The organism is Kitasatospora sp. NPDC015121, assembly GCF_055562955.1.
Genome location: NZ_JBVHEH010000013.1, coordinates 278,167 through 301,165, shown reverse-complemented (window position 1 = coordinate 301,165; position 22,999 = coordinate 278,167). Strand labels below are relative to the sequence as shown.

General features: G+C 75.3%; 19 protein-coding genes. 9 read left to right on the top strand and 10 right to left on the bottom strand.

All coding sequences use genetic code 11. The features are described 5' to 3' along the window. The 4 genes from ACZ3J7_RS21550 to efeU all read left to right on the top strand — a co-directional run. The coding region (locus ACZ3J7_RS21550) for an acyl-CoA dehydrogenase family protein (RefSeq protein ID WP_465623454.1) at window positions 1-102 on the top strand (102 nt) is incomplete at its 5' end. A 316-nt stretch (window positions 103-418) separates the two neighbouring features. Beyond that, window positions 419-1,576 (top strand): iron uptake system protein EfeO, encoded by a 1,158-nt coding sequence (gene efeO / locus ACZ3J7_RS21545; RefSeq protein WP_465623434.1) that lies wholly within the window; start codon window positions 419-421, stop codon window positions 1,574-1,576. Window positions 1,577-1,776: 200 nt separating this feature from the next. After that, entirely contained in the window at window positions 1,777-3,072 is a 1,296-nt protein-coding gene (gene efeB / locus ACZ3J7_RS21540; RefSeq protein ID WP_465623432.1) for an iron uptake transporter deferrochelatase/peroxidase subunit, read from the top strand. Between the two features lie 37 nt (window positions 3,073-3,109). Beyond that, the gene (efeU, locus tag ACZ3J7_RS21535) at window positions 3,110-3,961 is read left to right on the top strand and encodes an iron uptake transporter permease EfeU (protein ID WP_465623430.1); all 852 of its coding nucleotides are present in this window, start codon (window positions 3,110-3,112) and stop codon (window positions 3,959-3,961) included. A gap of 126 nt (window positions 3,962-4,087) precedes the next feature. Here efeU and ACZ3J7_RS21530 read toward each other — a convergent pair whose 3' ends face one another. Beyond that, window positions 4,088-4,672: a TetR/AcrR family transcriptional regulator gene (locus tag ACZ3J7_RS21530; RefSeq protein ID WP_465623427.1), complete on the bottom strand. Its 585-nt coding sequence runs from the start codon at window positions 4,670-4,672 to the stop codon at window positions 4,088-4,090. A gap of 123 nt (window positions 4,673-4,795) precedes the next feature. On the opposite strand from ACZ3J7_RS21530, the gene ACZ3J7_RS21525 reads away from it, so the two are divergent. After that, window positions 4,796-5,563 carry an SDR family NAD(P)-dependent oxidoreductase gene (locus ACZ3J7_RS21525; RefSeq protein WP_465623424.1) on the top strand — a complete coding sequence of 256 codons (768 nt, stop codon included), beginning with the start codon at window positions 4,796-4,798 and terminating at the stop codon, window positions 5,561-5,563. A 62-nt stretch (window positions 5,564-5,625) separates the two neighbouring features. After that, window positions 5,626-5,958 carry a hypothetical protein gene (locus tag ACZ3J7_RS21520; protein ID WP_465623422.1) on the top strand — a complete coding sequence of 111 codons (333 nt, stop codon included), beginning with the start codon at window positions 5,626-5,628 and terminating at the stop codon, window positions 5,956-5,958. Here ACZ3J7_RS21520 and ACZ3J7_RS21515 read toward each other — a convergent pair whose 3' ends face one another. Next, window positions 5,959-6,516 (bottom strand): GNAT family N-acetyltransferase, encoded by a 558-nt coding sequence (locus ACZ3J7_RS21515; protein WP_465623419.1) that lies wholly within the window; start codon window positions 6,514-6,516, stop codon window positions 5,959-5,961. A 136-nt stretch (window positions 6,517-6,652) separates the two neighbouring features. Here ACZ3J7_RS21515 and ACZ3J7_RS21510 point away from each other — a divergent pair, with 136 nt between their 5' ends. Beyond that, window positions 6,653-6,913, top strand: a complete 261-nt coding sequence (locus tag ACZ3J7_RS21510) for a hypothetical protein (protein WP_465623417.1) — start codon at window positions 6,653-6,655, stop codon at window positions 6,911-6,913. A 2-nt stretch (window positions 6,914-6,915) separates the two neighbouring features. On the opposite strand, the gene ACZ3J7_RS21505 is transcribed toward ACZ3J7_RS21510, so the two are convergent. The 4 genes from ACZ3J7_RS21505 to ACZ3J7_RS21490 all read right to left on the bottom strand — a co-directional run bounded on the left by ACZ3J7_RS21505 (window position 6,916) and on the right by ACZ3J7_RS21490 (window position 15,041). Beyond that, window positions 6,916-7,893, bottom strand: coding sequence for a sigma-70 family RNA polymerase sigma factor (locus tag ACZ3J7_RS21505; RefSeq protein WP_465623452.1), 978 nt, complete (start codon window positions 7,891-7,893; stop codon window positions 6,916-6,918). A 45-nt stretch (window positions 7,894-7,938) separates the two neighbouring features. Further along, complete coding sequence (locus ACZ3J7_RS21500) at window positions 7,939-8,895, bottom strand: ABC transporter ATP-binding protein (RefSeq protein ID WP_465623414.1); 957 nt, start codon at window positions 8,893-8,895, stop codon at window positions 7,939-7,941. Between the two features lie 100 nt (window positions 8,896-8,995). Next, window positions 8,996-11,737: a hypothetical protein gene (locus ACZ3J7_RS21495; RefSeq protein WP_465623412.1), complete on the bottom strand. Its 2,742-nt coding sequence runs from the start codon at window positions 11,735-11,737 to the stop codon at window positions 8,996-8,998. A 70-nt stretch (window positions 11,738-11,807) separates the two neighbouring features. Next, window positions 11,808-15,041: an FtsX-like permease family protein gene (locus ACZ3J7_RS21490; protein ID WP_465623410.1), complete on the bottom strand. Its 3,234-nt coding sequence runs from the start codon at window positions 15,039-15,041 to the stop codon at window positions 11,808-11,810. 90 nt (window positions 15,042-15,131) lie between these two features. Here ACZ3J7_RS21490 and ACZ3J7_RS21485 point away from each other — a divergent pair, with 90 nt between their 5' ends. Next, window positions 15,132-16,088, top strand: coding sequence for an RNA polymerase subunit sigma-70 (locus tag ACZ3J7_RS21485; protein ID WP_465623408.1), 957 nt, complete (start codon window positions 15,132-15,134; stop codon window positions 16,086-16,088). Window positions 16,089-16,182: 94 nt separating this feature from the next. Here ACZ3J7_RS21485 and ACZ3J7_RS21480 read toward each other — a convergent pair whose 3' ends face one another. The 4 genes from ACZ3J7_RS21480 to ACZ3J7_RS21465 all read right to left on the bottom strand — a co-directional run bounded on the left by ACZ3J7_RS21480 (window position 16,183) and on the right by ACZ3J7_RS21465 (window position 20,581). Beyond that, the gene (locus tag ACZ3J7_RS21480) at window positions 16,183-17,229 is read right to left on the bottom strand and encodes a LacI family DNA-binding transcriptional regulator (RefSeq protein ID WP_465623407.1); all 1,047 of its coding nucleotides are present in this window, start codon (window positions 17,227-17,229) and stop codon (window positions 16,183-16,185) included. Between the two features lie 54 nt (window positions 17,230-17,283). Beyond that, on the bottom strand, window positions 17,284-18,192 hold the full coding sequence (locus tag ACZ3J7_RS21475; RefSeq protein WP_465623405.1) for a carbohydrate ABC transporter permease: 909 nt from the start codon (window positions 18,190-18,192) through the stop codon (window positions 17,284-17,286). Window position 18,193: 1 nt separating this feature from the next. Then, on the bottom strand, window positions 18,194-19,135 hold the full coding sequence (locus ACZ3J7_RS21470; protein WP_465623403.1) for a carbohydrate ABC transporter permease: 942 nt from the start codon (window positions 19,133-19,135) through the stop codon (window positions 18,194-18,196). A gap of 132 nt (window positions 19,136-19,267) precedes the next feature. Continuing rightward, window positions 19,268-20,581 carry an ABC transporter substrate-binding protein gene (locus ACZ3J7_RS21465; protein ID WP_465623399.1) on the bottom strand — a complete coding sequence of 438 codons (1,314 nt, stop codon included), beginning with the start codon at window positions 20,579-20,581 and terminating at the stop codon, window positions 19,268-19,270. A gap of 280 nt (window positions 20,582-20,861) precedes the next feature. Between ACZ3J7_RS21465 and ACZ3J7_RS21460 the strand changes: the two genes are divergently transcribed. Then, complete coding sequence (locus ACZ3J7_RS21460; RefSeq protein WP_465623396.1) at window positions 20,862-22,907, top strand: beta-galactosidase; 2,046 nt, start codon at window positions 20,862-20,864, stop codon at window positions 22,905-22,907. Window positions 22,908-22,999: the final 92 nt, after the last annotated feature.

The following is a 22,999-nucleotide window of genomic DNA, read 5'->3' as shown; positions in this document are numbered from 1 at the left end:
GACTACCCGGTGGAGCGGATGATGCGCGACGCGAAGATCACCCAGATCTACGAGGGCACCAACCAGGTCCAGCGGATCGTGATGTCCCGCAACCTGCCCTGACCGGTCCGTCCCGACCGGCCCGTCCCGACCAATCCGCCCTGCCGGGACGGCCGTTCGTCCGGGGTGTCCCGGCACGTGCTTCCGGTCACACGCGGGACGGGCGGGGCGGCCGGGGGCGCTGCGAACTCCCTTGTGACGGTCGGTAGTTGTCCGAAAACGGCCGGTCGTGGCGGCCGGGCCGGGCGAGTCCCGGCGGCACGGGGTGTCGACCCGGTGTGGCGGGGGATCTAAGGTATGCCTTAGCTTACTGGGCGGCCTCCGGAGGACACTCCGGCGGCCGCCCGCACCGGTCCATCCCCTCGTCCCTGGAGTGAGCATGCCCGCCCGCCGTACGTCCGCCGCCGCGTTCCTCGTCCTCGCCGTGGCGAGTGCCGCGCTGGTGGGGTGCTCGAAGAAGGACGACGGCGGCAAGGCCTCGGCGGACGGCGCCGCCGGCCCGGTGCAGGTCACCGCGACGGACAGCAAGTGCGAGCTGTCGAAGACCTCCTTCCCGGCCGGCCACGTCGAGCTGGCGGTCGCCAACAAGGGCAACAAGGTCACCGAGGTGTACGTCTACGCCGACGGCGACAAGATCGTCACCGAGCGGGAGAACATCGGCCCCGGCACCAAGGTCACCATCAACGCCGAGATCAAGGCCGGCACCTACGAGGTGGCCTGCAAGCCGGGCATGACCGGCGACGGCATCCGGCAGAAGATCACCGTCACGGCCGGCGCCCCGGCCTCCGCGAAGGCGGACGAGCGGCTGACCCGGGCGGTCGCCGACTACCGCACGTACGCCCAGGAGCAGGCCGACGCGACCATCCCGGTGGTCGAGCAGTTCGCCGCCGCGGTCACCGCCGGCGACCTGGAGAAGGCCAAGTCGCTGTTCGCCGCCTCCCGGGTCGGCTGGGAGCGCACCGAGCCGGTGGCGGAGAGCTTCGGTGACGTCGACCCGAAGACCGACACCCGCGAGGACGCCCTGGAGGAGGGCCAGGCCTGGACGGGCTGGCACCGGATCGAGAAGTCGCTCTGGGTCGACGGCAGGATCGGCGACGAGGAGAAGACCCTCGCCGCCCAGCTGGTCACCGACCTGAAGGACTGGCAGAAGCGCATCCCCGAGGCCGAGATCACCCCGACCGGCATGGCGAACGGCGCCAAGGAGCTGCTGGACGAGGTCGCCAAGAACAAGATCACCGGCGAGGAGGACCGCTACAGCCACACCGACCTGTCGGACTTCGCCGCCAACGTCGAGGGCGCCCGCCAGGCCTACGAGCTGCTGAAGCCGGTCGCCTCCGAGAACGAGCCCGAGCTCGCCAAGACCCTGGACGCCGAGTTCGAGAAGATCACCGAGCTGCTCGGCAAGTACCGCGCCGCCGACGGCACCTACACCTCGTACGACAAGGTCACCGAGGAGGAGCGCAAGACCTTCTCGGGCGCGGTGAACTCGCTGGGCGAGCCGCTGTCCAAGCTGGCCGCCGCGGTCGTCGTCAAGTAACCGCGAGGGGGGCCGCTGCGGACCCGTCCCGGGCCCGCGGTGGATCCCCCGCGGATCCACCGCAGGTCAAGGGCGGGTCAAGCGGGGCAGGGCGGGCGAGGGGCAAGGTAAGGCCAGCGTAAGCTAAGTCCTCGTCAGGGGGCCGCCGCGACCGCGGCGGCACCCGCACCCGGTTTCACGTCCGAGAGGGAACGCCAGAGATGGACGCCGAGAACGAGCAGCAGGCGGCCCCCGCCGAGAGCGGTGGCCGGGAACGGCAGGCCGGGCTCAGCCGACGGGCCGTCATAGGCTGGGCGGGAGCCGGTGTCGCGCTCGGCGCGGCCGCGGTCGGCACGGTGGCCGCCGCGACCATGTCGGGCGAGGACGGCGGCACCGCGCCGCAGTCGACCCCCGAGGTCCCGTTCTACGGCGAGAACCAGGCGGGCATCTCCACCCCCGTCCAGGACCGGCTGCACTTCGCCGCGTTCGACGTGATCACCGACGACCGCAACGCCCTGGTCAAGATGCTCAAGGAGTGGACCAAGGCCGCCGCCTCGCTCACCGGCGGCCGCGAGGTCGGCGGCGGCGCCGTCGGCGTCGTCCCCGAGTCGCCGCCGGACGACACCGGCGAGGCGCTCGGCCTCCCGGCCTCCCGGCTGTCCCTGACCATCGGCTTCGGGCGCACCCTGTTCGAGAAGGACGGCACCGACCGGTTCGGGCTGAGGGCGAAGCTGCCGGAGGCGCTGGTCGACCTCCCCAAGTTCAAGGGCGACCGGCTGGAGGCCGCCCGCAGCGGCGGCGACCTGTGCATCCAGGCCTGCGCCGACGACCCGCAGGTCGCGGTGCACGCGATCCGCAACCTGGCCCGGATCGGCATGGGCGTGGTCGACGTCCGCTGGTCGCAGCTCGGCTTCGGCAAGACCTCCTCCACCACGCCGGACAGCCAGACCCCGCGCAACCTGATGGGCTTCAAGGACGGCACCCACAACATCGCCGGGACGGACGCCGACGCGCTCGGCAAGCACGTCTGGGTCGCCCCCGGCGACGGCGCCGACTGGATGACCGGCGGCTCCTACCTGGTCGCCCGCCGGATCCGGATGACCATCGAGACCTGGGACCGCTCCTCGCTCAAGGAGCAGGAGGACACCTTCGGCCGCACCAAGATCGAGGGCGCCCCCTACGGCAAGCAGAAGGAGCGCGACGCCCCCGACCTGTCGGCCATGCCGGTGGACTCGCACGTCCGCCTCGCGCACCCCGACAGCAACGACGGGCTGATGATCCTTCGCCGCGGCTACTCCTTCACCGACGGCTCCGACGGCCTCGGCCGACTGGACGCCGGCCTGTTCTTCCTGGCGTACCAGCGCGACACCCGCAAGGCGTTCATCCCGCTGCAGACCAAGCTCGCGGCCAACGACAAGCTGAACGAGTACATCACCCACGTCGGATCCGCCCACTTCGCCTGCCCGCCCGGTGTCCGCAAGCCCGGCGAGTGGTGGGGCCAGTCGCTGTTCGGCTGACCCCCGCCGTCCACTCTTCCGAGGAAGGAGAACCGCCGTGTTCGCCAACTACCTGATCGGCCTGCGCGAGGGCCTCGAAGCCAGTCTCGTGGTCTGCATCCTGATCGCCTACCTGGTCAAGACCGGCCGCCAGGACCGGCTCGGCCCGGTCTGGATCGGCGTCGGCAGCGCCGTCGCGCTCGCGATGGCGTTCGGCGCGGTGCTGCAGTTCGGCTCCAACCAGCTCTCCTTCGAGGCCCAGGAGGCGCTCGGCGGCAGCCTGTCGATCGTCGCGGTCGGCCTGGTCACCTGGATGGTCTTCTGGATGCGCCGCACCGCGCGCCACCTGAAGAGCGAACTCCAGGGCAAGCTGGACGCCGCGCTCGCCATGGGCACCGTCGCGCTGGTCGTCACCGCGTTCCTGGCCGTCGGCCGGGAGGGCCTGGAGACCGCGCTGTTCATCTGGACCGCCGTCCAGTCCACCGGCGACGGCTGGAGCCCGCTGGCCGGCGCGACCCTCGGCCTGCTCACCTCGGTCGTCCTCGGCTGGCTGTTCTACCGCGGCGCGGTCAAGATCAACCTGGCGAAGTTCTTCACCTGGACCGGCGGCATGCTCGTCGTCGTCGCCGCGGGCGTCCTCGCCTACGGCGTGCACGACCTCCAGGAGGCCGGCTGGATCCCCGGCCTGGGCGTGCACGCGTTCAACATCTCCTCGACCATCCCGGCGGACAGCTGGTACGGCACGCTGCTGAAGGGCGTATTCAACTTCCAGCCCGACCCGACGAAGGTCCAGGTCTGGGTCTGGGCGCTCTACCTGGCGCCGACGCTGTACTTCTTCTTCAGGCCCGCGAAGTCGGCGGGCGCCCCGCCGGAGCGGGTGGCGGAGACGACGGAAGCCAAGGCCGCCTGAGGGCGAACAAACGAGCGAACGAACACAACGGGGACCGCCCGGGTGCCGCGAAAGCCGCGGCGGCCGGGCGGTTCCGCTTTTCGGGGACCCGGGGACCCGGGGACCCGGGAGCCCGGCGCGGCTCCTTCAGCGGCCGGGCCAGGTGCGGAGGGCCTGGGCGGCGATGCGGTGGAGGTCGGTGGCCGGGGTGCCCTCGGTGGCCTGGACGGCCAGGCCGTAGGTGAGGGTGGTGAGGTGGTCGGCGAGGGCGGCCGGGTCGGTGTCCGGGGGGAACTCGCCGGCCCGGTGGGCCTGTTCGAAGCGGGCGCGGAGGGTCTCGCGGCGGGCGGCGCGGCGGGCCGCGCTCTCCGCGCGGACGGTCTCGGCGCCCGGGCCGGTGGCGAGCGCGCCGTGCACGAGCAGGCAGCCCGGGCCCTCCTCGCGGGTGACCACCTCGACGGTGGCGCGCAGCAGGTGCTCGGCGACGGCCCGCGCGGTGGGCCGGGCGAGGGCCTCGTGGGTGTGCCGGGCCGGACCCCGGTGGTAGCGGTCGAGGCACTGGAGGAACAGCGACTCCTTGTTGCCGTACGCCGCGTACAGGCTGGGCCGGTTGATGCCCATCGCGGCGGTGAGGTCGGAGAGCGCGGTGCCCTCGTAACCGTGCCGCCAGAAGACCCGCATGGCGCGGTCGAGTCGGTCGTCGAGGTCGAACGTGCGCGGACGGCCCGTCATGTCACCCTGCCCTCCCGGGGGTCCGGCCGGTGGGCGGGTGTGCTCCGGCGGATTCTGTACCGATCGATATGGTACCGTCCCCGATGTGTACCGCACGGTACAGATATCCGAGGAGAACCCGGCATGACGCTCACCACCACCTTCGCGCCCGACGTGCTGGCCGGCCGCACCGCCCTGGTCACCGGCGGCTCGCGCGGCATCGGCGCCGCCACCGCGCTGGCCCTGGCCGCCGCCGGCGCGGACGTCGCGCTCAGCCACAGCGGCTCGGCACCGCGCGCGGAGGAGGTCGTCCGGCGGATCGAGGCGCTCGGACGGCGGGCCGCCGCGTACAAGGCCGACCAGGGGGACGCCGCACAGGTCGAGGACCTGGTGGCCGCCGTGGCGGCGGACTTCGGACGGCTCGACATCCTGGTCAACAACGCGGGCGTGCTGGCCGGCGGCCCGGTCGACGGGGAGGTGGACGCGCAGGCGCTGGAACGGCAGTACGCGGTCAACGTGATCGGGGTGACCGCCGCGATCCGGGCCGCCGCGCCCCGACTGCCCGCGGGCGGACGCGTCATCACCATCGGCTCCAACCTGGCCGCCCGCCCCGGACTGCCCGGCCTCGCCGACTACTCCGCGACCAAGGCCGCCGTCACCGCGTACAGCCGCAGCGCCGCCCGGGAACTCGCCGGACGCGGCATCACCGTCAACGTCGTGCAGCCCGGCTCCACCGCCACCGAGATGAACGACGAGGCCGGCCCGCACTCCGACGCCCAGCGCGCCGCCAACGCGCTCGGCCGCTACGGCCGCCCCGAGGAGGTCGCCGCCGCCGTGGTCTTCCTCGCCACCCCCGCCGCCGCGTTCGTCACCGGCAGCGTGCTCGCCGTCGACGGCGGCTACTTCGCCTGACCTCCGGCCCGGCGGCCGGGTCCGTTACCCTACGCTCGAACGAGGAACGGAAAGGGCGGGGAATGGGCGAACGGCACTGGCCCGAGGGGCGCGAGGCGGATCCGGTCGCGGCCCGGGAACGGTACGACAACGACCTCCGGAAGCTGCGGGAGGGGTTCCGGGAGGGGCTGACCCCGGAGCTCTCGGACGGGCACCGGGGCGTCGTCGCCGTGCTCCTGCTGGCCGGGGTGTTCGGGGTGCTGGCCGGGCCGGCGGTGGGCGCGGGCATCGCCGGCTCCGCGGGCGCGGTCCTCGTCGTCGCGCTGGTCTGGCAGTTCGCGCGGGGCCGCCGCGGGGCCGAGGCGCTGCGGCGGGCCTACGCGGTGGGCTTCGGCTGGTGGGCGTACGCGTACTAGTCAGGGCCCCGGGGCCGTGAGGACGAGTTCGCGCTCGACGGACGACCCGTTGCCCGGGACCGGGACGGTGTGGCCGCTGCGGGTGAAGCCGAGCTTGCGGTAGAAGGCCTCGGCCCGGTGGTTGTCCTGGTGGACGTAGAGGCGGACGCGGGAGACCACGGGCTCGTCGAGCCGGTGGGCGAAGGCGATCGCCGCCTCGAACAGGGCGCGGGCCAGGCCGGTGCCGCGCTGCTCCGGGCGGACGAAGACGCCGACCAGGTGGGCCTGGTCGGCGTCGACCGGGCTGCCCAGGGCGTCGTCCTGGCCGGCCCGTTCGACCAGGACCGTCACCGAACCGTCCCAGCCGCCGTCCGGCCGGACGGCGACGAACTGACGGGCGGTCAGGCCGCCCCGGGAGCCGGCCGCGCGGGCCCGCCAGGACTCCTCCGGCAGGGCGGCGGCGTGGTCGTACGTCTCCAGGAAGGCGATGCCCGCGACCGGGTCCCGCAGGGCCGCCAGCCGCAGGTCCCTGACGTGCTGCCAGTCCTCGCCGGTCACGGCTCGTATCACGTGGTTCATGCCCCGATCCTCGACGCCGCGCGAGGGGCGGGGCAAACGGATTTCGGACGGTCGACCGGCCGCTCCGGGGGGGGCTGGAGGGCGGAGGTCCGCTCCCGGGCGATGAGTTCGGGGCCTCCGGGCGGTCAGTACCGGCATGGAGACTCTGGAACTCGACCTGCGCCCCGGGGCGCGGGCCCGGTTGGACGCGCTGCTCGCCGGACGGGCGGGCCCCGTGCGCGTCGCGCTGCTGGTGGGGGAGGTGGCCCGGCCCGGGCCCGGGGAGCTGCGGCGGGTCGGGGAGTTGGCGGTGTCGGTGCGCCGGGCGGGCCACCAGGTGGTGCTGCGCGGGGCGGGGGAGCGCTGGCGGGTGCTGCTGGAGCTGACCGGGCTGGCCGGGGCGCTGCCGGTGGAGTGAGGTCAGGCCCGGGAGGCGGCGGGCAGGCGCGCCGGCAGGCCCCAGAGCGGGAAGAGCCGGTCGACGTCCATGTGGTTGGTCATGGTGGCGATCCGGCCGTCGACGATCTCCAACTGGGTGATGCCCCACGGCGTCCAGCCGTCGCCGTCCTCGGCCGGGCGGTACTGGGCGAACGCCGGGGTGCCGTTGGCCTCGACCGGGATCAGGCGGGAGCCCGCGCAGCCGCAGCCCGCGCCCTGCCACCACTCGCCGAGCTCGACCACGCCCCGCACCCACATCTGGAACGGCGGCATGTTCAGCACCGCGTCCTCGTGCAGGAGGCGCTTCAGGGCCTCGATGTCGAAGGCCTCGAAGGCCTGCACGTACCGGGCCAGCAGGGAGCGCTGCGTCTCGTCCAGCGGGTCGAAGGCGTCACCGGCCGGGCGCTCGGCGGACATCGTCGCCCGGGCGCGCTGCAGGGCGCTGTTCACCGACGCCACCGAGGTCTCCAGCAGCTCCGCGGTCTCCGCGGCGGACCAGGCCAGCACCTCGCGCAGGATCAGCACCGCGCGCTGGCGGGCCGGCAGCTTCTGCAGGGCGGAGACGAACGCGAGCCGGATCGACTCCCGGCCGACCGCGACCTCCGCCGGATCCCCCGAGAGCACCCGCGCGTCCGGCACCGGGCCGACCCAGACGTTCTCCTCCAACTGCGCCAGGTCCGGCGCGCCGGCCGGGCAGGGCGAGGTCAGGTCCATCGGACGGGCCCGGCGCTGGGGGGCCGGCGCCATGTCCAGGCACACGTTGGTGGCGATCCGGTACAGCCACGTCCGCAGCGCGGAACGGCCCTCGAACCCGTCGAACTTCGACCAGGCGCGGACCAGCGTCTCCTGCACCGCGTCCTCCGCCTCGAAGGCGGAGCCCAGCATCCGGTAGCAGTACGCCGTCAGCTCCCGCCGGAACGGCTCCAGCCGCTCCGCCACCCCGTCACGATCCATGATCATTGGCACGTCGCCCAGCTTAGTGCGCCGCAGTGACAACGGGAGCGGTCAGTCGGCGGGCGGGTGGTCGGGGTGGAGGGCGATGTGGTCGGCGGCCAGGTCGGCGGCGACGCGGTGGCGCATCCCGAGGGCGGCGAGGAAGGCGGCGGGGAGCTGGACGCGGCCGGTGCGGTCGAGCATGACGTACTCGCGTTCGTGGACGGTCTCGGTGCCGTGTTCGTCGGTGTGGGTGCGGCGGAGGACCTCGCTGCTGGTGCGGCCGTCGCGGATGGCGACGGTGCGGCGGACCTCGCCGGCCACCGCGGGGTCGTGGGTGACGATGACGACGGTGGTGCCGAGCTCCCGGTTCACGGTGCGGAAGGCGTCGAAGATGCCGGCCGCGGTGTCGGTGTCGAGCTCGCCGGTCGGCTCGTCCGCGAGCAGGACGGCGGGGCTGTTGGCGAGGGCGACGGCGATCGCGACGCGCTGCTGCTGGCCGCCGGAGAGCTGGGCCGGGCGGCGGTGGGCGAGGTCGGTGATGTCGAGGGCGGTCAGGAGTTCGTCGACGCGGGCGCGTTGGCGGCGGGCGGCGCGGTGGCCGGAGCGGAGCTGGAGGGGGAGGGCGACGTTCTGGGCGGCGGTGAGGAACGGCAGGAGGTTGCGGGCGGTCTGCTGCCAGATGAAGCCGACGGTCTCGCGCCGGTAGTGGAGGCGCTCCTTGGGCGTCATGGTCAGCAGGTCGCGGCCGTCCACGCCGGCCCGGCCGGCGGTGGGGGTGTCGAGACCGGCCAGGATGTTGAGCAGGGTGGACTTCCCGCTGCCGGAGGCGCCGACGAGCGCGACGAGGTCGCCGCGGTCGACGGTGAGGTCGAGGCCCTGGAGGGCCTGCACCTCGACGGCGTCGGTGGTGAAGATCCGGACGAGCCGTTCGCAGGCGATGGCGGGAACGGTCTCGGGGGTGCGCGGGGCGGTGGCGGCCAGGGCCCGGCGGCGGAGCTCGTCCAGGCTGGGCGGCGGGGTGCTCATCGGGGGCTACCTCCGGTGGGTGGCGGGCTGGGCGGCAGCGGGGACCCGGGCCCCGGCGGCCTCGTGGCCGCCGGGGGTTCGAGGGACCCGGACGGGGCCCTCACGGGGCGTCCCCCGCGCGGAGTTCGGTGGTGATCTGGCGGCGGGCGGTGACGGCGGCCTCGGCGAGGACGGTGAGGGCGGCCAGCAGGGCCAGGGCGAGGGCCTGGCGGGCGATCGGGGTGGCGAGCAGGTGGAGGCCGGTGGGGACGCCCGCCCCGACCAGGGGGGAGAGGTCCAGGGCGGGGCCCAGCAGCAGGACGCAGCCGACCGCGGTCAGGGCGCCGCCGAGGGCGGCGACCAGGGACTGCGGGAGGACCTCGACCAGGATCAGGGCCAGGCCCTGGCGCGGGCGCAGGCCCATCGTGCGCAGCCGGGCCAGGGTCGCGGCACGCTCCGGACCGGCCCGGAGCAGCGTCAGCAGCACGGCGAGCAGGGCGAACAGGGCCGTCGTGCCGACCGCGACCCAGAACAGCCGCACGGCGGAGGCCTGCAGCGGGTCGTGGCCGAGCACCGCGACCTCCCCGGCGGTGGTCCGCACCAGGTGGCCCGGCTGGGTGCCGGCGGCGGGCGGACCGAGCAGCCGCACGGCCAGCGCGCGCAGCCGGGCGTCGTCGGGACTGCCGGCGGCCAGCCACTTGACCGGGCCGCCGAGCCGGGGCAGCAGGTCGGCGGCCGCCCCGGCGGACAGCAGGACGGTCTGGCCGGCCGCCCCGGTCAGCGCGGGGGTGCCGTCCACGGCACCGGCGGTGCGGATCCGGACCGCGTCGCCGGCCGGCAGCCGCAGGTCGAACTCGCCCTCCGGCAGGTCGCCGCTGACCAGGGCCGGGAGCAGGCCCCCGCCCGGCCCCCCGGCCAGCAGCGCCGGATCGAAGCGCCCCCGCCCGGAGGCGTCGGCGAGCTTCGCGTACCCGACGGGGTCGGCGATCACCACGTTGACCCGGACGGAGGTCCCGGCGCCGAGCGACATCGTCACGTCGTCCACGATCCACACCGGCAGCGCGGTCGTCACCCCGGGCAGCCGCCCGGCCTGCGCGACGAAGGAGTCCGGCAGCGTGCTGTTCAGGCCCGCGCTGACCACCGCGTCACCGCCCAGGCCGTACCGGGCCACGGTGGTCCGGTCGGCGGCCACCGAGGCCAGCACCGTCGCGCCCACCGCGCCGCAGGCCACCGCCAGCACCAGGGCCAGCAGCGGCAGCACCGAGGGCCGCGAACGCGGACCGCCACCGCCCCGGGTGGCCCGGGCCAGGCCCAGGAAGCCCACCGCGCCCGGCCGTCCGGCCGCCCGGCGGGCCAGCAGCCCGATCAGCGGCGGCTGCGCCCGGGCCAGCAGCAGCGCGCCGGTCAGCGACAGCAGCAGCGGCGCCGCGACCAGCAGCGGGTCCACGCCCGCGTCCAGCGGCGACACGCCGCGCCGGGCGAGCTGGACCGCAGCCGCCACCGTGACGGCCAGCACCGCGAGTTCGGCCACCAGCCGGCGGCGCCCGTTCCGGGCCCCGCCCGGCGCGGCGCGCAGCAGCAGCACCGCCCGCACCGGGAAGGCCAGCAGCGCCAGCAGCGCCACCGACCCCGCCGCGGCCGCCGCCGGCTGCCAGCGCGGCGTCGGCAGCAGGACGAACGCCGCCAGCGCGCCCAGAGCGGCCGCCGGCACCACCGTCACCAGGCCCTCGCCCAGCAGCCGGCCGAACACCCCGCGCAGCCCCGCGCCGCGGGCCCGCAGCAGCCGCAGCTCCGGCGTCCGCCGCTCGGCGGTCAGCGCCGCCGCCAGGCAGAGCACCACCGCCGCCACCCCCGCCGCCCCCGCCGGGCCGACGGCGGTGATCGCGTCGATCGCGGCCTGCCGCTGCCGGGCACCGTCGACCGCGCCGCGCAGGGCGGAGCCGATCCGGACGTCCGGCCGGCCGCTGCCGGTGGCCACCCGGACCGCGACCGGCCCCGAGGTGACCGAGGCCAGCGCGCGGGAGGTCTGCTCCAGCCGGTCGGCGCGCAGCGCGTCCACCCGCACCGGCAGCCGCCAGTAGTCCTCGGCGCCGCTGCCCCACACACTCAGCCGGGGCAGCTCCTCCGGGCCGGTCAGCGCCACGGCGTACCAGTACTCGTGCGGCGGGTCGGCCGGGCCGGAGGACGGCGTCAGGTTCATGCAGGCCTTCAGCGCGCAGCCCACCTCGGCCCAGAACGGGTCGCCCGGGTCGACGGCCTCGTACAGGCCGACCACCCGGACCGGCATCGGCTTCAGCGGGTAGCCGCGGTCCAGCACCGAACGCGCGCTGCGGAACACGTCGCCGACCCCGACCCCGAGCGTCCGGGCCGCCGCCGCGGACAGCGCGACCGGGGCCGGCTCCCCGGCGGCCCCGGCGCCGACCGGCCACTGCCCGTCGGCGAGCCGGACGCGCTCCCGCGCACCGTGCTGGTACTGCAGGGCGAACTCGGGCGGGACGCCGTCCGGCTCGGTCAGCCCCTGGCCCGGCAGCGAGCGCGGCAGCTTGACCCGGCGCCCGTACACCGGGCCGCCCGGGTCGAGCGGCAGCGCGGCGCCGACGGTGGCGGTGAGCTGCGCCGAGGTGTCGTCCAGCCGCCCCGACGGGTCGTCGGTGGCGGGCAGCCCGGAGGTCACCCCCACGCCGGTGGCCACCGGACCGGACCCGCGCAGGAAGTCGTGCAGCGCGCCGTCCGCGCCCCGGTCCAGCGCCCGGGGCAGCGCGGCCGCCAGGAAGACCAGCGCCAGCGTCAGGACGGCGGTCAGCGCGGCGGCCGTCGGCGCGGTCCGCAGCCGGGTGCGGACCCAGGGGGCCGGGGTGCTCATCTCTCCTCCACGGAGCGGGACCGGGGCCGGAGCCGGGTCGGGGGCGGCGGGGGCTCGGACCGGGGGGCGGTCATCGGTCCTCCGTGGCGCGGAGGTGGGTGGTGAGGTTGCGGCGGTGGGCGGTGAAGAGGAAGGCGGAGAGCAGCGGGAGGGCGGCGGTGCCGGCGGCCAGGGCCAGTACGGGGACCGGCGGGAGGGAGACCCGGACGCCGGGCAGCGGGGGCAGGGCGGCGGGGGTGAGCACCACCAGGGGGACCACCAGGTGGACCAGGGCGGTGCCGAGCAGCAGGCCGACGGCGGTGCCGAGGCCGACCAGGACGAACCGTTCGGCGGCGGCGGCCCGGTTCAGCAGGCGGCGGGGCGCGCCGAGGGCGAGCAGGACCGCGGACTCACCGGCCCGTTCGCTCGCCGAGGCGGCCGACGCGGCGGTGAAGCCGATCGCGGCGAGGACGGCGGCGGCCAGCGCCAGCGCGGCCAGCGCGCTCTGCGGGGCGGCGCTGAGCGGGTCACCGGCGCGGGCCGCCGCGTCCTCCTCGCGCAGGGTCAGCCGCTGGGCGGTGGGCCCGGCGCGCAGGGCGGCGGCGGCCTCGGCCGGGACGCGGTCGTCGGGGCCGGTGGCGGGAAGCCACCACTCGGAGACGTCGGGGACGTCGAAGCCGCGCTCGGTCAGCCAGCGGTCGGTGCCCGCCAGGTCGAGCAGCAGGACGGTGGTGCCGTGCACCGGCAGCGCCGGGACCACGCCGGTGATCCGGACCGGCACGCTCGCGCTGCCGAGCTGGACCTTCGCCAGGTCGCCGACCGAGGCGCCGACCGCCGTCAGGTAGTCGCGGGTGGCCAGCGCCGGGACCTCCGGGCCGGTCGGGCCGCCGCCCGGGGCGAACACGGCGGCGCGGGCCCCGTCGTGGTGGTCGGCGGCCGGGGTGTAGACGGCGGTCAGCAGCCCGTCCCCGTCCGGCGGGTCGACGACCCGGAACGGGACGTCGGTGCCGGCCGGCGCGGTCCAGCCGCCGGCGGGGGCCCGGACGGGCGTGCCGGGGCCGGCGGCGGTGTCGGAGACGGCGATCCGGCGGACGGTCAGGGTGCCGGCGCTCTCGGTCCAGCCCGCCGGGTAGCTCAGGCCGAAGCCGGTCACGGTCAGCGGCGCGGCGACCGAGCCGAGCGGGGCGGCGGTCAGCGCGTCCAGGTCCAGCGGGACGGTCGTCTCGCCCCGGGCGGGCAGCTGCGGCGCCAGCAGGCGGTGGGTCGCGCCGAAGCCGTCCCGGACCTGCAGCCACAGGTCGGGCGGGTGCAGCGCGGTGCGGTCGCCGTCCGGGCGGTCGGCGGTGTCGACCGCCACGGTCAGGTCGATCCGGGCCGGACGGCCGGGCAGCGCGACCCCGGGCGCGGGCCGCCCGGCCAGCGGGCCGAACAGCTCCCCGATCGGGCGGCCGTCGAGCAGGTCGGACCGGACCCGCAGCTCCGCGGCGGCCCGGGCGGTGTCGGTCAGCACCACCCGGCCCTGCCTCTCGCCCGGCAGCGACTGCTCGGCCCGGGCCACCGGCAGCAGCCGGTCGCCGCCCGGCAGCGACCCGTACCGGCCGCCCTGGCCCAGCGGCGGCAGCGCCGAGCCCTGGATCCGCAGGCCGCCCGCGGTGGCGAAGTCGGCCTGGTCGCGCTGCGAGTCGCGCCACGCGGTGTGCTGGCCGACGGCCAGCACACCGGCGGCCACCGCCAGCACCAGCAGCAGCACCGGCCCGTTCGCCCGGCCCGGGCGGCGGGCCAGCTGCCAGCCGCCGAGCGCCGCGCCGAGCCCGCGGCCGCGGGCGGCCAGCCGGGCGCCGAGCCGGGCCGCGAACGGCAGCAGCCGCAGCACCAGCAGGGTGCCCGCGCACAGCGCCAGGGTGGGCGCGGCGACCAGCACCGGGTCGACGCCCAGCACCCCGTCCGCGTCCACCGACAGGCCGCCGGTGCGGGCGCCCAGCTGCCGGTAGGCGATCACGGCCAGCGCCAGCAGGGTGAGGTCGGCGCCGGAGCGCACCACCGTGCCGACCACCGCCTGGCGGCGGGTCACCACCCGTTCGCCGCCGCGCCGCAGCAGCGGGGGCAGCGCGCAGAGCACGGCGCAGGCCAGCGCGCACAGCGCGGCGACCGGCCAGCGGACGCCGGTGTCGGCGTCCGCCAGCGGCAGCCCGGCCAGCGGGCCGCGCCCGGTGAGCAGCCGCAGCAGCGGGCCGGTCAGCAGCGGGGCCAGCAGGGCGGCGGGCAGCACCAGCAGCAGCGCCTCGGCGGCCGTCCAGCCGGCCAGCCGCCGCCGGGTCGCGCCGCGGGCGGTGAGCAGGCCGTTCTCCCGCTGCTGCCGCTCGGCGACCAGGTGCACCACCAGCAGCAGCGCCGCCGCCGCGAGCACGCCCAGTTGGAGCGCGCCGATCATCAGGGTGGACTCGGCGACCAGCGTCGCCGAGCGCAACTCGCGCAGCAGTACCGGGAGTTCGGTCTGCGACTGGGCGTCGGGGACGTTCCGCCCGAGCAGCTCGGGCAGCCGCTCGGCCCGCGCGGTGACCCGCTCCACCCGGGCCCGGTCGGCACCGGAGAAGTCCGCGGTCAGCAGGGTGGAGCGCCCGCCCTGCGGCAGCGCGCCGGAGCCGAACACGCCGTCGTCGACCAGCATCGGCCCGTACGTGGTGAAGCCCCGGACCTGGATCTCCCGGCCGCCCAGCGGATCGAGCCGCCAGTACGGGTCGTCCCGGTCGACGGGCTGGTAGACGCCGGTGACCTCGACGGCCAGCGGCGGGCCGCCGTACCGGTCGGAGAGCACCACCCGGGCGGGCAGCGCGCCCTCGGCCAGGCCCAGCCGGGTCATCGTGCTGCCCGGCACCGCGACCCGGACCGTGCCGCTGCCCCCGCCGCCCCCGCCGTCCGGCCACCGGCCCGCGGTCAGCCGCACCCGGTCGCGCTCCAGCGCGGCCAGCACCGTCAGGTCGACCTCGCGGGACGGCTGCCGGGCCGGGGAGTCCGGGCCCGGCAGGCCGTACGCGCGGCTGCGGGCCAGCGTGCGGACGGTCACCGGCAGGCCGTCGAACAGCTCGGCGCCGAGCGCCTCGGCGCCCGCGTCCTCCGCCGCCCGGCTCTCCGCGCCGCGGTCGCCGGACAGCACCACGGCGGCCCGGGCGGCCCCGTCCAGGTTCCGCCGCAGGCCCGCGTCGGCCACGGTGCGGTCGAAGGCCACCAGCGTGGTCAGCACCGTGGTGGCGGTCAGCACCGTGAACAGCAGCGCGGCCGCCAGCGGCAGCCGTCCGCGCAGCCGGCGCAGCACGAAGCGCAGCATGTCGTCGTCCCCCCGTTCCGGTCCGGTGCACCGGATAGCGGACGACTCTGTCAGAACCCGACCGGAATCGGAAGGGTCGGGAGGGCAACGATGTGGGGTGCACGCACCGTCCGGGGGTGCGGCATGATGACCGCCGTGGAGATCGAGGCGCACCGCGCGGAGTTGACCGCCTACTGCTACCGGATGACCGGCTCCTTCCACGACGCCGAGGACCTGGTCCAGGAGACCCTGCTGCGCGCCTGGAACGCGCGCGAACGCTACGACCCGGTCCGGGCCGCCGTGCGGACCTGGCTCTACCGGATCGCCACCAACGTCTGCCTGACCGCCCTGGAGGGCCGGGCCCGCCGCCCGCTGCCCGCCGGACTCGGCGCCCCCGAACGGGACCCCGGCGCCCCGCTGGTCCCCGCCCTCGACGTGCCCTGGCTGGAGCCCTTCCCGGACGCCCGACTGGACGCCGCCGCCCGCACCGACCTGCGGCTGGCCTGGGTCGCGGCCGTCCAACTGCTGCCCGCCCGGCAGCGCGCCGTGCTGGTGCTGCGCGAGGTGCTGGCGTTCAGCGCCGCCGAGGTCGCCCAGCAGCTCGACACCACCGTCCCCGCCGTCAACAGCGCCCTGCAGCGGGCCCGCGCCGCCCTCGCGGCGACCGAGACCGCCCAGGTCAGGGAGCCGGACGAGCGGACGGCGAAGGCCGTCGTCGACCGCTACCTCGCCGCGTTCGAGGCCGCCGACGTGCCCGCCCTGGTCGCGCTGCTCTCCCGCGACGCGATCCTGGAGATGCCGCCGCTGCCGCTCTGGTACCGGGGCGCGGCGCACTACGGGCGGTTCATGGCCCGGATCCACGCGATGCGCGGCACCGACTGGCACACCCGCCGCGTCGGCGCCAACGGCCAGCACGCCTTCGCCGCCTACGCCCTCGCCCCGGACGGCGCCGGGCACCTGCTGCACAGCGTCCAACTGCTGGAGTCGGCGGGCGGCTCGGTCACGCGCAACACCGTCTACACCGACCCGGCGGTGCTGGGCCTCTTCGACCTGCCGGAGCGGGTCTAGGACGGCCCGCCCGCGGTGCCGGACGGGGGTGCAGGACGGGGGACGGACGGGGGTGCCGGACGGGGGACGGACGGGGGTGCCGGACGGCGGCGGCTCAGGTGGACCGGCGGACCACCAGCTCGGTCGGCAGGATCACCGTCGGCGCGTCCTCCCCGGCGATCCGGTCCAGCAGCAGCCGGACCATCTCGGCGGAGATCCGGTCCCAGGGCTGCCTTATCGTGGTCAGCGGCGGTCGGGCGCCCGCCGCCACCGGCGAGTCGTCGAAACCGCCCACCGCGACGTCCGCCGGGACGCTCCGCCCGGCGTGCTCCAGGGCGGACAGCGCGCCGTCCGCCATCAGGTCGGAGGCCACGAAGACGGCGTCCAACTCCGGTGCGCGCTCCAGAAGTTCGCGCATCGCCGCCTCGCCGCCGGCCCGGCTGTAGTCGCCGTGCGCGACCAGCCGCTCGTCCGCCGGGAGCCCGTACTCGGCCAGCACCTCGCGGTAGCCGGCCAGCCGCTCCACGCCGCCCGGGGTGTCCTGCGGGCCGGCGATGGTGGCGACCCGGCCGCGGCCCGACTCCAGCAGGTGGCGCACCAGGTCCTTGGCGCCCTCCCGGTCGTCCGCCGCCACGTACGGCACCCGGCCGCGCTGGCCCAGCGGGCGGCCGCAGCAGACCATCGGGATGTCCGCTTCGCGCAGGTGCTCGATCATCGGGTTGCCCCGGTGCGAGGAGACCAGCAGCACGCCGTCCACGTGGCCCGCCGCCAGGTAGCGGGTGACCCGGCGGCGCTCCGCCTCGTCGCCCGCCGTCATCAGCAGCAGCGGGATGTCGTGCTCGGCCAGCGCCGCCGTGCAACCGCGCAGCAGGGTGGTGAAGTTCGGGTCCTCGAAGAACCGCTCCTGCGGCTCGGTCAGCAGGAACGCCACCGACCCCGAGCGCTGGGTCACCAGGCTGCGGGCCGCCCGGTTCACCACGTACCCGAGTTCGGCGATCGCCGCTTCCACCGCCCGCTGCGAGGCCGGGCTGACGTTGTGCCCGCCCTGCAGCACCCGGGACACCGTGCCCCGGGAGACGCCCGCCACCGCGGCGACGTCGTGGATGGTCGGCGGGCGCTTCGGCCGTCCGGCCGCCCGGCCGCGGGGCGCTGATGGGGTCATCGGGATGCGGGTCCTTGCAGATCGGGGTGTGGGGGCCACTGTACTGGCGGCCCGTCAGGACTTCACGGCGCCGGACAGCAGGTCGACCCGCCAGTACCGCTGCAGGCCCAGGAACAGCGCGATCAGCGGCAGGACCGACAGCAGCGCGCCGGTGATCACCAGGGTGTACAGGGCCGGCTCGTTCGCACCCTGCTGGAGCAGCGAGTACAGGCCCACCGTCACCGGGAACTTGTGGTCGTCGCCGAGCATGATGTACGGCAGCAGGAAGTTGTTCCAGATCGCCACGAACTGGAACAGGAACACCGTCACCAGCCCCGGCACCATCATCGGCAGCGCCACGCTCCGGAACAGCCGCCACTCGCGGGCGCCGTCCACCCGGGCCGCCTCCACCACCTCGCCCGGGATCGCCGCCTCCGCGTAGATCCGCGACAGGTAGATGCCGTACGGCGACAGGACGCTCGGCAGCAGCACCGACCAGTAGCTGTCCGCCAGCCCCGCCTTCGCCATCAGCAGGTACTGCGGCACCGCCAGCGTGATCGGCGGCATCAACACGCCCGCCAGCAGCACGTTGAACACCGTCGAGCGGCCCCGGAAGCGGTACGTGGCCAGCGCGTAGCCGGTCATGCCGGACACCGCCGCCGACAGCAGCGCGCCCGCGCCCGCGTACAGCGCCGAGTTGGCCATCCACTGCCAGTAGACGCCGCCCCGGTACGAGGACAGCTCGGTCAGGTTGTCCCAGAAGCCGGTGCCCGGGGCGTAGGTGAAGGTGGTGAACAGTTCCTGCCGGCTCTTGGTCGCCGCCGTCACCACCCAGACCACCGGCACCAGGCAGTACACCGCGCCCAGCAGCAGGAGCAGGGTCGGCGTCCAGGCGGTGCCCTTCCTCCGCGGGGCGGCCCCCCGGTGCGGGAGGGCGGGGGCGACGCGGTTCTTCCGCGGCGCGGGCGTGAGGGTGGTGCTCATCTCAACTGCCTCCGTTGGCACGCTTGTTGACCAGCTTCAGGAACCCGAAGGAGAGCAGCAGGGTCGCGGCCGCGATCACCACGGAGGTGGCGGCGGCGGAGTGGACGTCGCCCTGCACGAAGGCGTCCCGGTACACCTTCATCAGCGGTGACCAGGTCGAACTCATCGAGTTCGTCAGCGGTTTGAGGGTCATCGGTTCGGCGAACACCTGCAGCGTGGCGATCATCGAGAAGAAGAAGGTCAGCACCAGCGACGGCGCCACCAGCGGCAGCTTGATCCGCAGCGCGATCTGCAGCTCCGAGCAGCCGTCCAGCCGGGCCGCCTCGTACAGCTCGGCCGGCAGCGCCCGCAGCGAGGTGTAGATCACGATCATGTTGAAGCCGGTGCCGCCCCACACCGCGATGTTCGCCATCGCCAGGTACAGCCCGCCGCCGTGCAGCAGGTCCGGGCCGCTCATCCCGGCCTCGGTCAGCAGGTAGTAGCCCGGGCTGACCTGCGGCAGGTACAGGAACCCCCACAGGGTGGACGCCACGATGCCCGGCACCGCGTACGGCAGGAAGATCACCAGCCGGGAGAACGCCCCGAACCGCACCCGCGGCACGTCCAGCAGCAGCGCGAGGAACAGCGCCGCGCCCAGCATCGTCGGCACCAGCAGCGCCCCGTACAGCAGCACCCGGCCGGAGCCCGACAGCAGCTCCGGATCCGCCAGCGCCGACGTGTAGTTGGACAGCCCCGCCCACACCTCGGTGCGGGCGTGCGAGCCCAGGCCCAGGCCCTTCACCCGGACGGCGCGCAGGCTCAGGTAGACCGCGAAGCCGATCGGCAGCGCGAAGAACAGCGTGAACAGCAGCGTCGCCGGGCCGAGGAAGCCGTACGGCGCGAGCGAGCCGCGGCGCCGGGCGGTCGCGGCGGCGGCGCGGGGCGGCGGGGGAGGGGAGGCCATGGCGTCTCCAGGGGCGTAGGGGGCGTGGCGGGTGTGGCGGGTGTGGGGGAGCGGCGGGGGCCGGTCCGCCGCCGGGCGGGGCGGCGGACCGGTGTCCGTCGGGGGCGGGACGGAGGTCAGCCGGGGCGGGGGTCAGCCGACCTGGAAGCCGTTCTTCTTCAGGTCCTCGACGGTGGCCCGCTGCATCGCGGACAGCGCCGCGCCGAAGTCGCCCTTGTCCTGCGCGGCCTTGCCGAAGGCGTCCTTGAACGCCGAGTAGGCCACGTTGACGTTCGGGCCCCAGGCGGCCGGGGCGGTGCCCTTGGCGACCTCGGCGGCCCTGGCGTAGAAGTCGGGCTGGCCGGCGAAGAACTCCGGGGGCGCGGAGAGCAGGCTGCCGGTCTGCGCCGAGGTGGCCGCCGGGTAGACGTTGACCTGCTGGACGAGGGCGGCCAGCGCCTGCGGATCGGTGTTCAGCCAGGTGGCGAACTTCGCGGCGGCCTCCGCGTGCCCGGCCTTCACGGCGCCGGTGGTCACGCCGGTGGCCGAGCCGCCCCAGCTGCCGGTCACCGAGGCGCCGGCCGTCCACTGCGGCAGCGGGGCCATCGCCCACTTGCCCTTGGTGTCCGGGGCGGAGCTGGTCAGCACGCCCGGGGCCCACACCGCCGAGACCCAGCCGATCTGGGTGCCGTCGTTGAGCGCCTTGCTCCACGCCGGGGTGTACATCGGCTGGTTGTCGACCGCGCCGTCCTTGACCAGGCCGGACCAGAAGTCGGCGACCTTCTCGGTCGCCGGGTCGTCGATGGCGACCTTCCAGGTCTCGCCCGAGGTGGTCCACCACTTGGCGCCGGCCTGCTGGGCCAGGCCCGCGAACAGGCCCGGGTCGTTGGCGGAGAAGGTGGTCAGCGACCTGTCCGGGGCCTGCTGCTTCAGCGCGCGGGCGGTGGCGGCGAACTCCTCCCAGGTGGTGGGCACCTTCAGGCCGTACTGCTGGAACAGGTCCTGCCGGTAGTAGAAGGCCAGCGGCGCGGTGTCCTCGGGGATCGCGTAGACCGCGTCCGAGCCGAGGGTGACCTGCTTCCAGACGCCCTCGGCGAACTGCGGCTGCGCGGCGCCCGCCTGCGCGGCGATGTCGGCCAGCACGTCGTTGGAGACCAGCGTCGGCAGCGCCTGGTACTCGGCCTGGATCAGGTCGGGCGCGTTGCCCGCCTTGGCGGCGGTGATGGTCTTGGTGACCAGGTCGTCGCCGCCGGCCTGCTTGAGCACGCTGACCTGGACGTCCGGGTGCGAGGCGTTCCAGACCTCGGCGACCTTGTCCATGTTCGGCGCCCAGGACCAGAACGTCAGCTTCACCGGCCCGGAGGCCGCCCTGGCCGAATCGCCGGAGCCGCCGTCGGACGAGCACGCGGACAGCACGAGCGTTCCGCACAGGGCGGCTGCCGCGGCGAGGGCGAGGCGACGGTGCATGGATCCTCCCGAGGATCACGGGTGTCGAGTGAGGGGTCCCCGGGCGGCCGGCCGCCGCGCGAGGGGGTGCGCGGCGGGTGTGCCCTGTGCCCGGAGGAAGTGCTGCGGGGACGGCGGCGGTCGGCGTCGAGGCCCGGACCGTCGCTGTGCACGTTCACAGTACGGAAACCTGGGAGACACTTGTCAATGCCTGAGCTCGTACGGTTATCTGGGCGAGACACAGCGCCACCCAGGTCCGATTAGGGTGTGCACGTTCACAGCCCCTCCCGATGGAGCCCCCATGGATCAGCCGCGGTACCCCCGCCCGCTCGGACTCGACCCGCTCGCCTACGGCGGCGACTACAACCCCGAGCAGTGGCCCGAGGAGGTCTGGGCCGAGGACGTCCGGCTGATGCGCGAGGCCGGGGTGACCATGGTGAGCGTCGGGATCTTCTCCTGGGCCCTGCTCGAACCCGAGCGCGGCGCCTACGAGTTCGGCTGGCTCGACCGGCTGCTCGACCTGCTGCACGCCAACGGCATCCGCGCCGACCTGGCCACCCCCACCGTCGTCCCGCCCGCCTGGTTCTACCGCGAGCACCCCGAGGCGCTGCCCGTCACCCGGGAGGGCACCCGCTACGCCTTCGGCTCGCGCGGCGCGATCTGCCACAGCTCGCCCGCCTACCAGAACGCCGCCGCCGCGATCACCGAGCAGCTCGCCCGCCGCTACGGCAACCACCCCGCCGTCGCCCTGTGGCACGTCCACAACGAGTACGGCGTCCCGGTCAGCGACTGCTACTGCGATGAGTCGGCCGCCCACTTCCGGCGCTGGCTGGGCGACCGCTACGGCACCCTCAAGGAGCTCAACTCCGCCTGGGGCACGGCGTTCTGGGGCCAGTGCCACACCCGGTGGGACGACGTCCAGCCGCCCCGGCTCACCCCCACCGCCGGCAACCCCGCCCAGCAGCTCGACTACGCCCGATTCACCAACGACGCCGTCCTCGCCAACTTCAAGCGCGAACGCGACCTGCTGCACCGCCTCGCCCCCGGCATCCCGGTCACCACCAACTTCATGACCGCGCTCAGCCAGTGCCAGTCGATGGACTACTGGGCCTGGGGCCGCGAGGTCGACCTGGTCGCCAACGACCACTACCTGGTCGCCGAGGACCCGCGCAGCCAGATCAACCTCGCGATGTCCGCCGACCTGACCCGCTCGGTGGCCGGCGGCCGCCCCTGGCTGCTGCTCGAACACTCCACCGGCGCCGTCAACTGGCAGCCCCGCAACCTCGCCAAGCGCCCCGGCGAACTCGCCCGCAACAGCCTCGCGCACGTCGCCCGCGGCTCCGAGGGCGCGATGTTCTTCCAGTGGCGGGCCTCCCGGTACGGCGCCGAGAAGTTCCACTCCGCGATGCTCCCGCACGCCGGTACCGACAGTCGGATCTGGCGCGAAGTCGTCTCGCTGGGGCAGGAGTTGGGCGCACTCGCGGAGATCCGCGACAGCCTGGTGCGGGCCGACGCCGCGATGCTCTGGGACTGGGAGTCCTGGTGGGCCCAGCGCCTGGAGTGGCGCCCCAGCGTCGACCTGGACGCCCGCGAGCGCGCCGAAGCCTGGTACACCGCGAGCTGGGACGCCCACCTCACGGTCGACTTCGCCCACCCCGAAGCCGAGTTGAGCCGCTACCCGCTGGTCGTCGCCCCCGCCCTCTACCTCACCACCGAGGCCGCCGGCCGCAACCTGCGCCAGTACGTCGAGGCCGGCGGCACCCTGCTGGTCTCCTGTTTCTCCGGCATCGTCGACGAGCACGACACCGTCCACCCCGGCCCGCACCCCGGCGCGCTGCGCGACGTACTCGGCCTGCGGGTCGAGGAGTTCGCGCCGCTGCGGGCCGACGCGGAGGTCCGGCTGGAGAGCGCCGGGGGGACGGGGGCCGGCGAACCGCGGGCCGAGGGGCTGCGGGCCGAGGCCTGGACCGAGTTCGTGGTGACCGAGGGCGCCGAGACGGTGTGGCGCTACGCCGACGGTCCCACCGCCGGCGGCCCCGCCGTCACCCGGCACGCCCTCGGCGCCGGCCACGCCTGGTACGTCTCCGCCCGCCTGGACGCCGACTCGCTCGCCCGGGTGCTGCGCGCCGCCTCCGCCGACGCCGGGCTCGCGGAGCGGCAACTCCCGTACGACGTCGAGGTGGTGGAGCGGGAGGGTGGGCACGGGCGGTACCTGTTCGTGATCAACCACGGCGAGACCGACGTCGAACTTCCCAGCGGCGGAGCAGGGGTGGAGCTGCTCACCGGCGCCGACGTCACCGACACCCTCGCGGTGCCCGCCGGGCGGACCCGGGTGCTCCGCCGCTGACCCGGCGGGATCGGCGGGGCCGGTGGCCCGGTGGCCCGGTGCGGACGGTGTTCGGAAAGCCGGCACGGCGGCGGAAGGCGGTAGGTAGAGTG

Bases quoted from the DNA above. Each gene is read 5' to 3' on its own strand.
- ACZ3J7_RS21485 (WP_465623408.1), top strand. From the start codon at position 15,132: ATGTGGGGTGCACGCACCGTCCGGGGGTGCGGCATGATGACCGCCGTG.
- ACZ3J7_RS21470 (WP_465623403.1), bottom strand. From the start codon at position 19,135: ATGGCCTCCCCTCCCCCGCCGCCCCGCGCCGCCGCCGCGACCGCCCGG.
- ACZ3J7_RS21500 (WP_465623414.1), bottom strand. From the start codon at position 8,895: ATGAGCACCCCGCCGCCCAGCCTGGACGAGCTCCGCCGCCGGGCCCTG.
- ACZ3J7_RS21495 (WP_465623412.1), bottom strand. From the start codon at position 11,737: ATGAGCACCCCGGCCCCCTGGGTCCGCACCCGGCTGCGGACCGCGCCG.
- efeO (WP_465623434.1), top strand. From the start codon at position 419: ATGCCCGCCCGCCGTACGTCCGCCGCCGCGTTCCTCGTCCTCGCCGTG.
- ACZ3J7_RS21480 (WP_465623407.1), bottom strand. From the start codon at position 17,229: ATGACCCCATCAGCGCCCCGCGGCCGGGCGGCCGGACGGCCGAAGCGC.
- ACZ3J7_RS21505 (WP_465623452.1), bottom strand. From the start codon at position 7,893: ATGATCATGGATCGTGACGGGGTGGCGGAGCGGCTGGAGCCGTTCCGG.
- ACZ3J7_RS21525 (WP_465623424.1), top strand. From the start codon at position 4,796: ATGACGCTCACCACCACCTTCGCGCCCGACGTGCTGGCCGGCCGCACC.
- efeB (WP_465623432.1), top strand. From the start codon at position 1,777: ATGGACGCCGAGAACGAGCAGCAGGCGGCCCCCGCCGAGAGCGGTGGC.
- ACZ3J7_RS21465 (WP_465623399.1), bottom strand. From the start codon at position 20,581: ATGCACCGTCGCCTCGCCCTCGCCGCGGCAGCCGCCCTGTGCGGAACG.
- ACZ3J7_RS21520 (WP_465623422.1), top strand. From the start codon at position 5,626: ATGGGCGAACGGCACTGGCCCGAGGGGCGCGAGGCGGATCCGGTCGCG.
- ACZ3J7_RS21510 (WP_465623417.1), top strand. From the start codon at position 6,653: ATGGAGACTCTGGAACTCGACCTGCGCCCCGGGGCGCGGGCCCGGTTG.
- ACZ3J7_RS21460 (WP_465623396.1), top strand. From the start codon at position 20,862: ATGGATCAGCCGCGGTACCCCCGCCCGCTCGGACTCGACCCGCTCGCC.
- ACZ3J7_RS21475 (WP_465623405.1), bottom strand. From the start codon at position 18,192: ATGAGCACCACCCTCACGCCCGCGCCGCGGAAGAACCGCGTCGCCCCC.
- ACZ3J7_RS21515 (WP_465623419.1), bottom strand. From the start codon at position 6,516: ATGAACCACGTGATACGAGCCGTGACCGGCGAGGACTGGCAGCACGTC.
- ACZ3J7_RS21530 (WP_465623427.1), bottom strand. From the start codon at position 4,672: ATGACGGGCCGTCCGCGCACGTTCGACCTCGACGACCGACTCGACCGC.
- ACZ3J7_RS21490 (WP_465623410.1), bottom strand. From the start codon at position 15,041: ATGCTGCGCTTCGTGCTGCGCCGGCTGCGCGGACGGCTGCCGCTGGCG.